Source organism: Streptomyces sp. Ru73, assembly GCF_002920575.1.
Classification (GTDB): Bacteria; Actinomycetota; Actinomycetes; order Streptomycetales; family Streptomycetaceae; genus Streptomyces.
Genome location: NZ_PQSQ01000146.1, coordinates 1 through 13236, shown reverse-complemented (window position 1 = coordinate 13236; position 13236 = coordinate 1). Strand labels below are relative to the sequence as shown.

Annotated in this window: 12 protein-coding genes; 8 read left to right on the top strand and 4 right to left on the bottom strand. The window is 73.9% G+C overall.

Features of this window, described 5'->3' with window-relative positions:
- Nucleotides 1–42 precede the first annotated feature (42 nt).
- From C3486_RS34585 to C3486_RS34575, 3 genes are all read left to right on the top strand, one after another.
- Nucleotides 43–1008: a glycosyltransferase family 2 protein gene (locus tag C3486_RS34585; RefSeq protein WP_103836826.1), complete on the top strand. Its 966-nt coding sequence runs from the start codon at nt 43–45 to the stop codon at nt 1006–1008.
- A gap of 129 nt (nt 1009–1137) precedes the next feature.
- A complete protein-coding gene (locus C3486_RS34580) occupies nt 1138–1686 on the top strand; it encodes a type 1 glutamine amidotransferase domain-containing protein (protein WP_103836825.1) in 549 nt (182 codons plus the stop codon).
- Nucleotides 1687–1733: 47 nt separating this feature from the next.
- The gene (locus C3486_RS34575; protein ID WP_103836824.1) at nt 1734–2918 is read left to right on the top strand and encodes a zinc-dependent alcohol dehydrogenase; all 1185 of its coding nucleotides are present in this window, start codon (nt 1734–1736) and stop codon (nt 2916–2918) included.
- Between the two features lie 117 nt (nt 2919–3035).
- Here C3486_RS34575 and C3486_RS34570 read toward each other — a convergent pair whose 3' ends face one another.
- The gene (locus C3486_RS34570; RefSeq protein ID WP_103836827.1) at nt 3036–3998 is read right to left on the bottom strand and encodes a threonine/serine dehydratase; all 963 of its coding nucleotides are present in this window, start codon (nt 3996–3998) and stop codon (nt 3036–3038) included.
- A 104-nt stretch (nt 3999–4102) separates the two neighbouring features.
- Nucleotides 4103–4909, bottom strand: a complete 807-nt coding sequence (locus C3486_RS34565; RefSeq protein ID WP_103836823.1) for a helix-turn-helix domain-containing protein — start codon at nt 4907–4909, stop codon at nt 4103–4105.
- A 72-nt stretch (nt 4910–4981) separates the two neighbouring features.
- Here C3486_RS34565 and C3486_RS34560 point away from each other — a divergent pair, with 72 nt between their 5' ends.
- Both C3486_RS34560 and C3486_RS34555 read left to right on the top strand, forming a co-directional pair.
- Nucleotides 4982–6196 (top strand): MFS transporter, encoded by a 1215-nt coding sequence (locus C3486_RS34560; RefSeq protein ID WP_258053181.1) that lies wholly within the window; start codon nt 4982–4984, stop codon nt 6194–6196.
- Nucleotides 6197–6223: 27 nt separating this feature from the next.
- Nucleotides 6224–6511 carry a hypothetical protein gene (locus tag C3486_RS34555; protein ID WP_103836821.1) on the top strand — a complete coding sequence of 96 codons (288 nt, stop codon included), beginning with the start codon at nt 6224–6226 and terminating at the stop codon, nt 6509–6511.
- A gap of 15 nt (nt 6512–6526) precedes the next feature.
- On the opposite strand, the gene C3486_RS34550 is transcribed toward C3486_RS34555, so the two are convergent.
- Entirely contained in the window at nt 6527–8095 is a 1569-nt protein-coding gene (locus C3486_RS34550; protein WP_103836820.1) for a glycoside hydrolase family 32 protein, read from the bottom strand.
- 190 nt (nt 8096–8285) lie between these two features.
- Nucleotides 8286–9299 (bottom strand): LacI family DNA-binding transcriptional regulator, encoded by a 1014-nt coding sequence (locus tag C3486_RS34545; protein WP_103836819.1) that lies wholly within the window; start codon nt 9297–9299, stop codon nt 8286–8288.
- A gap of 343 nt (nt 9300–9642) precedes the next feature.
- Here C3486_RS34545 and C3486_RS34540 point away from each other — a divergent pair, with 343 nt between their 5' ends.
- The 3 genes from C3486_RS34540 to C3486_RS34530 all read left to right on the top strand — a co-directional run.
- Nucleotides 9643–11049 (top strand): sugar porter family MFS transporter, encoded by a 1407-nt coding sequence (locus tag C3486_RS34540; RefSeq protein WP_103836818.1) that lies wholly within the window; start codon nt 9643–9645, stop codon nt 11047–11049.
- Between the two features lie 304 nt (nt 11050–11353).
- The gene (locus C3486_RS34535) at nt 11354–12625 is read left to right on the top strand and encodes an aspartate aminotransferase family protein (RefSeq protein ID WP_103836817.1); all 1272 of its coding nucleotides are present in this window, start codon (nt 11354–11356) and stop codon (nt 12623–12625) included.
- Nucleotides 12626–12724: 99 nt separating this feature from the next.
- The coding region (locus tag C3486_RS34530; RefSeq protein WP_146075119.1) for an aldehyde dehydrogenase family protein at nt 12725–13236 on the top strand (512 nt) is incomplete at its 3' end.

Here is a 13236-nt window from a genome sequence, read left to right as displayed (position 1 = left end):
GGCCTCCGCACCGTCCTCCGTACGATCGGGAACCCACCAGCCATGACGCAGCACGAGGCGCACGACACGGTCGCGGACCCGGCACCCGCCGGCACCGGGGCCACGGCCGCAGGCCCGGACGACCGTACGACCGTCGTCGTCATCACCCACAACCGCCGCGAAGAACTCCTGCGCACCCTGCGCGCGTTGCGCGAGCTGCCGGAGCGCCCGCCGGTGATCGTCACGGACAACGGGTCCACCGACGGCACGGCCGAGGCGGTGGAGCGGGAGTTCCCCGAGGTGCGGCTGCTGCGCCCGGGCCGCAACCTCGGTGCCGTCGGCCGCAACCTCGCCGTCCACTTCGCGCGCACGCCCTACGTGGCGTTCTGCGACGACGACACCTGGTGGGACCCCGGCGCGCTGCGGCACGCCGCCGACGTCCTCGACGCCCGGCCGCGGCTGGCCACCGTCACCGCGCGGATCGTCGTGGAGCCGGAGGGGACCGAGGACCCGGTGGTCGCCGAGCTGCGCGACTCCCCGCTGGACGGGCCGGACTGGCTGCCGGGGCCCGCGCTCGGCTCGTTCCTCGCCGCCGCGACCGTGCTCCGCACCGAAGCGTTCCGGGAGGCCGGCGGCTTCCACCCCGGACTGTGGCTGGGCGGCGAGGAGGAGCTGCTGGCCACCGACCTGATGGAGCGCGGCTGGTGGCTCGCGTACGACGAGGCGCTGACCATCCACCACCACGCCTCCACCGTCCGGGACAGCACGGAGCGGCGGGTGCTGGGGCTGCGGAACACCCTGTGGTTCACCTGGCTGCGGCGGCCCGCGGGGTCGGCGCTGCGGCGTACGGCGCACCTGGCGCGCACGGTGCCGCACGATCTGGCGTCGGTGCGCGCGTTCGGCCGTGCGTGTGCCGGGCTGCCGTGGGTACTGCGACAGCGGGCCGCCGTCTCCGCCGGCACCGAGGCCCGGATCGTGGCCCTGGAGGAGGCGCGGCGGGGGTCCAGCGCCCGCCAGTACGTGGGCTGAGCAGGCCCGCCGGCGCGTTCGGCGGAGCCGGACACGCATGATCCGCAGTCGGCGTGGAACCCTGAACAAAGCGATAAAGCGCCTAAAACGCCCAGCTGATTTCCGAGGATTCGTAAGGACGTGAGCACCATGCAGGTGGCATTCCTGGTGGCCCCCGAAGGCGTCGAGCAGGTCGAGCTGACCGAGCCCTGGCAGGCCGTGAAGGACGCCGGGCACGAGCCGCGGCTGGTCTCCACCAAGTCCGGCCAGATCCAGGCGTTCAACCATCTGGACAAGGCCGACACCTTCGACGTCGACACCACCGTCGCCGACGCGCGGGTGGAGGACTACGGCGGCCTCGTGCTGCCCGGCGGCGTCGCCAACCCCGACTTCCTGCGCATGGACAGCAAGGCCGTGGCCTTCGCCAAGGGCTTCTTCGACGCGGGCAAGCCGGTCGCCGCGATCTGCCACGCGCCGTGGACGCTGGTCGAGGCCGACGTGGTGCGCGGCCGCACCCTGACCTCCTGGCCCAGCCTGCAGACCGACATCCGCAACGCGGGCGGTGTCTGGGTCGACGAGCAGGTCAAGGTGTGCACCGGCGGCTCGAACACGCTGATCACCAGCCGCAAGCCGGACGACCTGAGCGCCTTCAACGGCGCCCTCGTCAAGGAATTCACCGCGCAGGACCACCGGTCCTGACGCCCCACCACTCCTGACCCACAGCTCTCCGCGAGCGGGAGGCAGCGATGCGCGCCCTCACCTGGCACGGGAAGCGGGACGTACGGATCGACACCGTCCCCGACCCGAAGATCCAGGACCCGACCGATGTCCTGGTGAAGGTCACCTCCACCGGCATCTGCGGTTCCGACCTGCATCTGTACGAAGTCCTCGGCCCCTTCCTGGACCCCGGCGACATCCTCGGCCACGAGCCCATGGGCATCGTGGAGGAGGTGGGCCCCGAGGTCACGACGCTGACGGCCGGGGACCGGGTCGTGGTGCCCTTCAACGTCTCCTGCGGCACCTGCTGGATGTGCTCCCAGGGCCTGCACTCGCAGTGCGAGACCACCCAGGTCCGCGACCGCGGCAAGGGCGCCGCGCTCTTCGGGTACACCAAGCTCTACGGCCAGGTGCCCGGCGGCCAGGCGGAGTACCTGCGCGTGCCGTTCGGCGACCACCTGCCGGTCAAGGTGCCGCACGGGCCCCCGGACGACCGCTTCGTCTACCTCTCCGACGTGCTGCCCACCGCCTGGCAGGCGGTCGAGTACGCGGACATCCCGCCCGGCGGCTCCGTCACCGTCCTCGGCCTCGGCCCCATCGGCGACATGGCCGCGCGCATCGCCCTGCACCGCGGCGCCTCGAAGGTCATCGGCGTCGACCTGGTGCCCGAGCGCCTGGACCGGGCCCGCGACCGCGGCGTGCACACCCTGGACCTCAACGAGTACGGGAAGCACACCGCCGACGAGATCCGCCGGCTCACCGACGGCCGCGGCACCGATGCCGTCATCGAGGCCGTCGGCATGGAGGCGCACGGCACGCCGGGCGCCAAGTTCGCCCAGCAGGCCGTGGGGCTGCTGCCCAGCCCGCTGGCCCAGAAGATCACCGAACGTGCCGGGGTGGACCCGCTCGCGGCCCTGAACCTCGGGATCGACGCGGTACGCCGCGGCGGCACGCTCTCCATCTCGGGCGTCTACGGCGGCAACGTCGACCCCTTGCCGCTGCTGACCATGTTCGACAAGCAGATCCAGGTCCGCATGGGCCAGGCGAACGTACGCCGCTGGGTGGACGACATCCTGCCGCTGCTGGACGACTCGGACGTCCTCGGCGTCGAGGACTTCGCCACCCACCGGCTCCCCCTGGAGGAAGGCCCCAAGGCGTACGCCACCTTCCAGACCAAGGGGGACGGCATGGTCAAGACGCTGCTGCAGCCCTGAGCCGACGAAGCGTCACCGTTGCGGCGCTGTGCTGACGGAGCGTCACCGCGCGACGGACCGCGGCGGGCCCGCCGGACTCCGGCCGGTCCGCCGCGGTACGTCGTACGGCCGTGCCTCTCAGACCGGCAGGCCGAAGTCCGCCGCCCAGCGCACGATGTCACCGGCCGACGCGTTGCCGCCGCACAGCACCAGCCCGATCCTGGCCTCGTCCCCGACCCGCTCGATCACCTGCCGGGCCGCCGGGAGCAGACAGCCGGCGGCCGGCTCGGCCCAGACCTTCGCGTGCTCCGCGAGGTCGAGCACGCCCCGCACGGCCTCCCGGTCCGGCACCACCAGCACCTCGTGCACCAGCGCCGCCGTGTGGTCGTACGTGAGCTGCGAGACGGCCGGTGCGCTCAGCGTGGAGACGATCGAGGACAGCTCGACCGGCACCGGACCGCCGGCCTGCAGCGCCTCGGACATGGCCTGCGCGCCCGCCGTCTCCACGCCCCAGACCCGCACGCCGGGCCGGAGCGCGTGCAGCGCCGCTGCGACGCCCGCGATCAGCCCGCCGCCCCCGATGCTGACCAGCACGTCGGTCAGTTCGCCCGCGTCCTCGGCGAACTCCTTGCCGACGGTGCCCTGCGCGGCCACCACCACCGGGTCGTCGAAGGGGTGCACCAGCGTCAGGCCGTCCGCCTCCAGCTCCGACACCAGCTTGAACGCGCCGTCCATGTCGTCGGTCAGCTGCACCGACGCACCGGCCGCCGTCGCGATGTCCACGGCCCTGGCGGGCGCCGACCGCGGCATCACCACGGTCGCCTTGCACCCCAGCACCCCGGCCATCACCGCGAGCCCGATGCCGTGGTTGCCGCCGCTGACCGCCACCACGCCCGCCGCGCGCTCCGCCTCGCTCAGCGAGAGCAGCTTGGCCGTCGCGCCGCGCGCCTTGAAGGAACCGGTCCGCTGCAACAGCTCCAGCTTGGCGGTGACGGGCGCGCCGAGCAGCGCCGTCAGCCCCGGACTGGACACCGTCGGGGTCCGTACGATGTGCTCGCCGATCCGCCCGGCCGCTGCCTCGATGTCCGCGATGCCGATCACGGCACCCTCCCTCTCGCTCGCCGTCGTCTCCGCCGCCACCTGCGCTTCTTCCGCCGCGGGCGGCCCTGTTGACCCTACAACCGGGCGTGCGCCGACGGACCGGCTCAGGCCACCGTGCCGGCGCGCGCGGCACCGTCCCCGCCGCCGAAGTAGGCGCTCGGCGTCGTGCCGAGGGCGCGGTGGAACATCGCGGTGAAGGCGCTGGGCGTGGCGTACCCGACGGCGCCCGCGACCGCGGTGACCGGCGTGCCCCTGGCGAGCAGGGTGACCGCGTGCACGAGCCGGGCCTGCTGCACCCACCGGGCCAGGCCCATGCCGGTCGCGGCCGAGAACCTGCGGTGCAGGCTGCGGGTGCTCAGGTGCGCGTGGGCCGCGGCCTCCGCCGCCGTCCACCGGTCGCCGGGACGCCGCTGGATCGCCGCGCAGAGCCCGGCGAGTTGCTCGTCCTCCGGAGCGGGGAGGTGCAGTGCGGGGACGGGGTGCGGGGTGAGTTCGAGCAGCAGCAGGTCCATCAGCTTCCCGTCGCGCCCGGCACGGTCGTACAGCACGGGCAGCCGGGTCGCCTCGTCGATCAGCTCCCGCAGCAGCGGCGAGACCGAGACGACGGTGGGCGCGCCGGGCAGCCCGGCGGCGGCCCCGCGCGCGATGTAGAGCGTGCGCATGGCGACGGCCCCGGCGCACGTCATCGCGTGGGTGAGGCCGGGCGGCAGCCAGACGCCCCGGGTGGCGGGCACCACCCAGGCACCGTGGTCCGTGGTGACGGTGATGGCGCCGGACGTGCCGTAGATCAGCTGCGCGCGGACGTGGCGGTGCGGCGGGATGTGATGCCCGTCCGGCAGATCGCGTGCCATCGCGGCCAGCGGCCTCGGGACGTGCTGGTAGTCGTCGCGGTCCTCGCTCTTGCCGTACATGGCGCACTCTCGACAGGTGATGGCGTGACCACGAAAGTATGCCACCGCACGTGCGGCCTAGCGTCGCCTCATGTGAACGCACCGCAGACCATCCCCGGCACCCGCGCGCAAGGCCGGACCCCGACCTTCCTGCTGGCCGCCACCAGCGCCGTGACGGCCGCCAACATCTACCTGAGCCAGCCCCTGCTGGACTCCGTCGCCGCTTCCCTGGGCGTGACCGCCGACGCCGTCGGGGCCGTGCCCACCGCCACCCAGCTCGGATACGCGGCCGGCATCCTGCTGATCGTCCCGGCGGGCGACAGCCGTGACCGGCGCCGGCTGATCCTCGGCCTGGGCGCCGCCTCGACGCTCGCGCTCGCCGGCTGCGCGCTCGCCCCCTCGGTGTGGTGGCTGACCGTGGCCGGCTTCGCGCTCGGCCTGCTCTCCCCGGTACCGCAACTGGTCACCCCGCTCGCCGTCGCGCTGTCCGGCACGTCCGGCGGCGCGGGCCGCGGACGGGTCGTCGGCACCGTCCAGGGCGGCCTGCTGATCGGCGTCCTCGCCTCCCGCGCCTACTCCGGCGCCCTCGCCGACCTGGCCGGCTGGCGTGCCGTGTACCTCTGCTCGGCCGTGCTGACTCTGGCGCTCACCGCCGTACTCCGCCGCGCCCTGCCCACCGCCCCGGCGGCGGCCGCCACGTCCTACCGCGCGGCGCTCGCCTCGCTCCCGCGGCTGCTCCGGCACCCGCTGGTGTGGCGGGTGGTGGTCTCCGGTGCGCTGGTCGGCGTGGCGTTCGGCGCCTTCTGGACGACGCTGACGTTCCTGCTGGCGCGTCAGTACCACATCGGGCCCACGGGGGCCGGGCTGTTCGGGCTGGTGGCCGCGGTCAGCGCGCTCGCCTCGCCGTATGCCGGGCGGGCGGCGGAGCGCCTCGGCCGGCGCGGCGCGCTGGCCCTCCTGACCGCCCTGGTCGTCGTCGGCTGGCTGGTCCTGCTGCCGGGCGGCACGGCCCTCGGCCCGCTGGTCCTCGGCGTGATCGTGCTCGACGTCGGCGTCTGGGGCGGCCAGGCCGTCTGCCAGACCGTCCTGTTCGCGCTCGACCCCGCCGCGCACAGCCGGCTGAACACCCTCTACTTCACCCTCCGCTTCCTCGGCATCGCGCTCGGCTCCCTCGCCGGGACGCTGGCCTGGACGGCCGGCGGCTGGCCCGCCGTGGTCGCCACCGGTACCGCCACCGCAGCGGCGGGCCTGCTCATCGGCGTCATACCGACCGGTACGCAACCTTTCCGGCCGCTGGGCGGTCATTGAGGCACGCACCGTCACCCGGGAGTCGCCATGAGCGGAAGCCGCCTGATCGTCAGCCTCATCGGCGCGGTCCTCGCCCTGTGGGGCCTCGTCGTCTACGGACAGAGCCAGTACCCGGCCGGCGCTGACGCGCCCCCGGCCGCCACCGCGGGCGACGACCGCTACCCCGCCTTCGCCGCGGTCGGCGCGGACGGCGGCGGGGCGGCCGCCGCCGATCCCGAGCTCACCCGGCAGGGCAGGACGCTCGGGCTCGGCATCCTCGCGGGCGGCGTGCTGATCGCCGCGGTGCCGTGGCTGGGCCGCCGCCGCACCGGCTGAGCGGCGGCCCCGGCGTCACCAGGCCGACCGCAGCGGCCACACCGTCAGCCGCTCGACCCGCACCCCGCCCTCCTCGGCGAAGACGCCCAGGCCCGTGGCGTCCGGGCCCGGGAAGATCTGGTCGGTCAGACAGACCGAGCCGTCCCCGGCGTACACCTCCACCGACGAGCGGTCCACCAGCACCCGCAGCCTCAGCACACCGCCGTCGAGCGGCAGCGGCGCACGGTGGACGGCCGGGAACTCCGCGGCGAAGCCGACGTCACCGGAGGCCGTGCGGTCCACGTACACCTCGCCGCCCGCGGTGTCGTAGCCGATCCGGGTGCGCTGCCCGCCGCCGGTCCGCACCTCCAGACCGCAGCGCCCCGCGCCGTCCGGCCGCAGCTCCGCCTCCACCTCGTACGTCAGCGCCGCGTCCCGCAGCAGCCGCGCCCGGCCGGCCGGAATCCGGCGGCCCGCGATGCGCAGGGCCGGGCGGCGGCGCAGCGTGGCCAGTTCGGCGACCGGCTGCTGCACGAGGACGGCGCCGCCGTCCGCGGCGCGCAGGCCCAGCTCCCGGGGGAAGCCCATCGCGCTGCGCCACGGGTCGGTGGGGATCTTCTCGCCGTACAGCCAGTTGTTCATCCAGGCGACCAGGACGCGGCGGCCGTCGGGCGCGTCGTTGTAGGTGACGCCCGCGTACGCGTCGGCGCCGTGGTCCAGCCAGCGCGGCGCGTCCTGCGGATCGGCGGTGAAGGCGGTGCCGTCGAAGTCGCCGGTGAAGTACTGCCCGGCCGAACCGCCCGCCGGGCCGCCGGGGTTGAGATTGACGATCAGTACCCACCTGTGGCGCCCCGGCTCGCCGGCCACGGGCAGTTCGAAGAGGTCGGGGCACTCCCACACGCCGCCGGTCGCCCCGGCGGGCCCGAAGTCGCTCAGGTGCGTCCAGGTCTTCAGGTCGGGGGAGGCGTAGAAGCGGATGCGGTGCTCGGCGGAGAGCGCGACGGCCATCACCCAGCGCGCCGTCGGCGCGTGCCAGAACACCTTGGGGTCACGGAAGTTGTCCGAGCCGATGTCCAGGACGGGGTTGCCCGCGTACCGCTTCCAGGTCTCGCCGTCGTCCGTGCTGTACGCGAGCGACTGCCGCTGCCGGCCCGTAGCCTTGACCATGCTGGTGTAAATGGCGACCAGCGGGGGAGCGGCGGCGGTGCCCAGGCCGCTGGTGTTGTCCCGGTCGAAGACCGCGCTGCCGGAGAAGACCATCTCCTCGTCGTCCTGCGGGATGGCGACCGGCCGCTCCTCCCAGTGCACGAGGTCGGGGCTGGTGGCGTGGCCCCAGGACATGTTGCCCCAGGTGTTCCCTGCCGGGTTGTACTGGAAGAAGAGGTGGTACGTGCCGTTGTGGTGGAGCAGCCCGTTGGGGTCGTTCATCCAGTTCCGGGCGGGGGAGAAGTGCACCTGGGGGCGGTACGGCTCGTCGTAGGCGGCGGTCGTGGCCGCCGCGGCCGGTACGGCGGACCGGGCGGTCAGCGCGCCGGTGCCGGCGAGGGCGAGCGCGGCCGTCAGGACGGTGCGCCGGGCGAGATGGCGGTGCGGGGTGTCGGGCATGGAGGTGCCTCCGGAAGGGCGACGCGGCCAACGGGCCTGCGTACGGCGCTGGCAGATGCGGGTGGTCCCGCGCGGCCTCGGCTCCCGACGAACCGGACGGCTGGGGTGACACATGGGGGCGGCCGCCGCCGACTGGCGGCCGCGGCAGACTGTAGAAGGCCGGGTCAGCGGTTGTCCAGGGGTGCGCGGCTCAGCGTGCGGTGGCGGCGGGGCAGCCGCACGACGTGCGGTGCACCAGCGTCGGCTCCAGCAGCACGGTGCGCTTCGCGCCGTCCGGGTCCGCGAGCCGGTCGATCAGCATGCGCACGGACCGGGCGCCGATCTCCTCGACCGGCTGCGCGATGGCGGTCAGCTGCGGCTGCAGCAGGTCGGCCCACTCGAAGTCGTCGAAGACGCTCAGGGCGATGTCCTCCGGCGCCTTGAGGCCCAGCCGGGACAGTGCGCGCAGCACGCCGAGCGTCATGTGGTTGTTGCCCACCACCAGCGCGGTCGGCGCGTCCTTGCCCCGCAGCAGCTTCTCGGTGGCCTGCTCGGCCACGTACGCCTGGCTGTGCCCGGCGGCGATCAGCTCCTTGGCCGGGTCCAGGCCCTGCCGCCGCATGCCGCGCTGCCAGCCGCGCAGCCGCTCCGAACTGGTACGGATGCCGCGCCGCCCGGCCACCATGCCGATCCGGGTGTGGCCGAGGTCGGCGAGGTGGTCGACCAGCCGGGCCGTGGACTCCACGTTCGCGGTGCCGATCTGGTCGAAGGCGGAGGAGGCGCAGCGGTCGATCAGGACGGTGGGCAGGCCGGTGTCCTTGAGGTACCGCAGTGCCGCGCCGCGGGCGCCGGCCGCGGTGGCCAGCAGCAGCCCGTCGACGCGGCGCTGGTGGAGGTTCTGCACCACCCGCAGCTCCTCGGCGGGGTCGTCGTGGGTGTCGGCTATCAGCAGGGTGTAGCCGGCGGCGCGGGCGGTGGCGTCGATCGAGGACACCATGTCGGCGAAGTGGAAGTTGGTGACGGCGGAGACCGCGAGGCCGAGGGTCTTGGTGCTGGAGGTCACCAGGGAGCGGGCGATGGTGTTCGGGATGTAGCCGGTCTCCTGCATGGCGGCGTGCACCTGGTCCCGGGTCTCCTCCTTCACGAACCGGGTCCCGTTGATCACGTGGGACACGGTCGAGACCGAGACCCCGGCCCGACGTGCCACGTCGGCCATGGTCGCCATGCGTGCCTCCTCAGCGGTCTTCCTGTCCCCGCGATCGTACGTGAGGCCGCCAACGGGAAAAGCGCTTGCGCAAACGCTTGCGCGAAATCGTTCGACAGGTCACGATGCCGTACCGGGCGGTCCCTTCCCGACCGGACACCCCGGCACCCAGCGTCGCGTGCCGAGGGTCCGCGACCGCCCCTTCCGGCTGCCGTGCGACGCGGCACCGGCTCCCGCCGCCGTCCTGCCGACGGGCGGCGGCGGGAGCACCGCCGCCCCGTCCCGCCGGACGACCGGGACGGGGCACGGCGGGGCGCACCGGTACCAGCTGACCTCACGTCAGCACACCTGAAGGAGAGCTGCCTTGGCCCGCACCGACACCGTCCTCCCGCCCGAGCCGGGCGCCCCGCCGCGCTCCCGCGGCCGCGCCGCGGTCCTCGGCGCTTCCGCCGTCGCCGCGCTCGGCGGCTTCCTCTTCGGCTACGACACCGGGATCATCTCCTCGGCCCTGCTGCACATCGCCCCTGAGTTCCACCTCAGCGACGGCATGCAGCAGGTCACCGTGGCGTCCCTGCTGCTCGGCGCGATCGTCGGCGTGCTGGTCAGCGGCGCGGTCACCGACGTGGTGGGCCGCCGCCGCACCCTGCTCGCCGCGGCCGCCGTCTTCACCGCGGGCGCGGCCGGCTGCGCCGCGGCACCGGACGACACCGTGCTGATCGCCGCGCGCTTCGTCCTCGGCCTCGCCATCGGCACCGCCTCGCTCGCCGTGCCCGCCTACATTGCCGAGATCGCGCCCAAGGAGAGCCGCGGCAAGCTGGTCTCGCTCAACCAGCTGATGATCACCGTTGGCATCTTCGTCTCCTACCTCGTCGGCTACGCCTTCGACGACGTGGCCCAGGGCTGGCGCTGGATGCTCGGCCTCGGCGCCGTACCCTCGCTGCTCATGCTCGTCGGCGTGCTGCGGCTCGCCGAGAGCCCGCGCTGGCTGCTCACCCACGGCCGCCCCGACGAGGCGCGCGCGGTCCTGCGCCGTACCCGTACGGCCGAGGAGGCCGAACGCGAGGTGCGCGAGATCGAGACGCTGGCGGCCCAGGAGTCGAAGATCGGCTACCGGGACCTGCTGCGCCCCGCCATGCGCCCGGCCGTGCTGCTCGGCGTGGTCGTCGCCGCCACCAACCAGCTCGTCGGCGTCAACGCGGTCATCTACTACGCGCCCACCATGCTCCAGCAGGCCGGCTTCGCCAGCTCCGCCGCGATCCTCTCCTCGCTCGGCATCGGCCTGGTCAACATGGTCCTCACCGGCGTCGCACTGCTCCTGGTCGACAAGGTCGGCCGCCGTCCGCTGCTGCTCGGCGGCACCACCGTCGTCGTGCTCGCGCTCGTCCTGCTCGGCGCGCTCTACCTCGTGGGCGGCGGACAGCCCGCCAGCGGCGGCCTGCTGGTCGCCGGACTCTGCCTGTACATCGGCGCCTTCGCGCCCAGCCTCGGCCTGGCGATCTGGCTCATCAACAGCGAGATCTTCCCCACCGCTGTGCGCGGCAAGGCGTCCTCCTTCGGCAACGTCACGCACTGGGGCCTGGACTTCGCCATCTCCCTCACCGTGCTGACCACCATCAACGCGCTCACCCCCACCGGCCTCTTCTGGATCTACGCCGTCCTCGGCCTGCTCGGCGTCGGCTACCTGTACCGCAAGCTGCCGGAGACCAAGGGCCGCAGCCTGGAGGACATCTCCGCGTCCCTGCGCGGCGACCGGGCCCCGGCCGGGAGCTGACCGGACCGGCCGCGGGGCCATTCCGTACGACCGGCGGGGACGGCGATCCGGCCGTCCCCGCCGGTGTTCCCGCCGCTCACGGCCGCCGGAGCATCTCCCCGCGCACGGCCGCCACATGGCACCGGGCGCCCCTGGAGCGGTCGGCCGGCCACAAACGCCGCGCGCGGCGAACACGTGGGTCGTTGACCCTTCCCACCCCTCTCCCACAAGGTGAGTAGGAGCGTGTGGTTGATTCCGCCAGAATCGGGGCACAGGCCGCACCATCCATCCGCACCGCTTCTACGCCGTGGGAGAGAGCTGTCGTATGAGCCACCTTTCCGAGCATCTGCGCCAGGCCACACCCGTCGTCGCCGAGCGCGGCGAGGGCGTCCACCTCTTCGGTACGGACGGCCGCCGCTATCTGGACTTCACCGCCGGCATCGGCGTCACCAGCACCGGCCACTGCCACCCGCGCGTGGTCGCCGCCGCACAGGAACAGGTGGCCACCCTGATCCACGGCCAGTACACGACCGTCATGCACCAGCCGCTGCAGAAGCTGGTCGCACGGCTCGGCGACGTACTGCCCGAGGGGCTGGACAGCCTCTTCTTCGCCAACTCCGGCAGTGAGGCCGTCGAGGCCGCGATGCGGCTCGCCCGCATGGCCACCGGCCGGCCCAACATCGTCGTCTGTCAGGGCGGCTTCCACGGCCGCACGGTCGCCGCCGCGTCCCTCACCACCTCCGGCACGAAGGTCCGTACGGGCTTCGGCCCGCTGATGAGCGGCGTCCACGTCACGCCCTTCCCGAACAGCTACTACTACGCCTCCCGTTACGGCTGGGACGAGGAGGCCACCACCCGCTTCGCGCTGCGCGAGCTCGACCACCTGCTGCAGACCGTCACCGCGCCCGACGAGACCGCGGCGATCATGGTGGAGCCGGTGCTCGGCGAAGGCGGCTACACCCCCGCCAACCGCGCCTACCTCCAGGGCCTGCGGGAGCGCGCCGACCGGCACGGCATCCTGCTGATCCTGGACGAGGTGCAGACCGGCGTCGGCCGCACCGGACGCTTCTGGGGCCACGAGCACTTCGGCGTACGCCCCGACATCATCATCACCGCCAAGGGCCTGGCCAGCGGCTTCCCGCTGTCCGGCATCGCCGCCTCCGACGAGATCATGTCCAAGGCCCGCCCCGGCTCGCAGGGCGGCACGTACGGCGGCAACGCGGTGGCCTGCGCCGCGGCCCTCGCCACCCTCGACGTCGTCGAGGACGAGGGACTCGTCGGCAACGCCGCCACGATGGGCGCCCGGCTCCGCTCAGGGCTGGAGGACGTCGCGGCCAAGACCCCCGCCATCGGCGACGTACGCGGTCTCGGCCTGATGCTGGCCAGCGAGTTCGTCACCGACGACGGGGAGCCGGACGGCAAGACCGCTTCGCGCGTCCAGCAGGCCGCCGTCGACGAGGGCCTGCTGCTCCTCACGTGCGGCCCGTGGGGCAACGTGGTCCGGATGATCCCGCCGCTGATCGTGACCGAGCAGCAGATCGACGAGGGGCTGCGGGCCTGGTCCGCCGCCGTCCAGGCGGGCTGCGCCGACCGCTGACGCGCCGCCCAGCGCGCCCGGCCGGTCCCCGCCTTGGCAGGGGACCGGCCGGCCGCACCCCGACCGCTCCGCGTACCGAACCGCCGGGAGGCACCGATCATGACCACGACCACCAGCACCCAGCCGTCCGGGGCCGCGGACGCGCCGCGCTCCGGCATCGGCGTCATCGACGCGGCGCCGAAGCAGCTGTTCCTCGACGGCCGGTGGCAGGACGCGGCCGGCGGCCGCACGCTGCCCGTGGACGACCCGGCCACCGGCCGCGAACTGTGCCAGGTCGCCGACGCCTCGCCCGAGGACGGCCGGCGTGCTCTGGACGCCGCGGTCGCCGCGCAGCCGGACTGGGCGGCCACCGCGCCGCGCGCCCGCAGTGAGATCCTGCGCCGCGCCTACGAGCTGATCATCGAGCGCAAGGAGGACCTCGCCCTCCTGATGACCCTGGAGATGGGCAAGCCGCTGGCCGAGGCGCGCGGCGAGGTCGGCTACGCAGCCGAGTTCTTCCGCTGGTTCTCCGAGGAGGCCGTCCGCATCGACGGCGGCATGTCGCGCACCCCCGACGGCGCCAACCGGGTCCTGGTCATGCGCCAGCCCGTCGGCCCCTGCATGCTGATCAC

Coding starts and splice junctions, on each gene's coding strand:
- C3486_RS34585 (WP_103836826.1), top strand. CDS start 43: ATGACGCAGCACGAGGCGCACGACACGGTCGCGGACCCGGCACCCGCC.
- C3486_RS34580 (WP_103836825.1), top strand. CDS start 1,138: ATGCAGGTGGCATTCCTGGTGGCCCCCGAAGGCGTCGAGCAGGTCGAG.
- C3486_RS34575 (WP_103836824.1), top strand. CDS start 1,734: ATGCGCGCCCTCACCTGGCACGGGAAGCGGGACGTACGGATCGACACC.
- C3486_RS34565 (WP_103836823.1), bottom strand. CDS start 4,909: ATGTACGGCAAGAGCGAGGACCGCGACGACTACCAGCACGTCCCGAGG.
- C3486_RS34555 (WP_103836821.1), top strand. CDS start 6,224: ATGAGCGGAAGCCGCCTGATCGTCAGCCTCATCGGCGCGGTCCTCGCC.
- C3486_RS34550 (WP_103836820.1), bottom strand. CDS start 8,095: ATGCCCGACACCCCGCACCGCCATCTCGCCCGGCGCACCGTCCTGACG.
- C3486_RS34545 (WP_103836819.1), bottom strand. CDS start 9,299: ATGGCGACCATGGCCGACGTGGCACGTCGGGCCGGGGTCTCGGTCTCG.
- C3486_RS34535 (WP_103836817.1), top strand. CDS start 11,354: ATGAGCCACCTTTCCGAGCATCTGCGCCAGGCCACACCCGTCGTCGCC.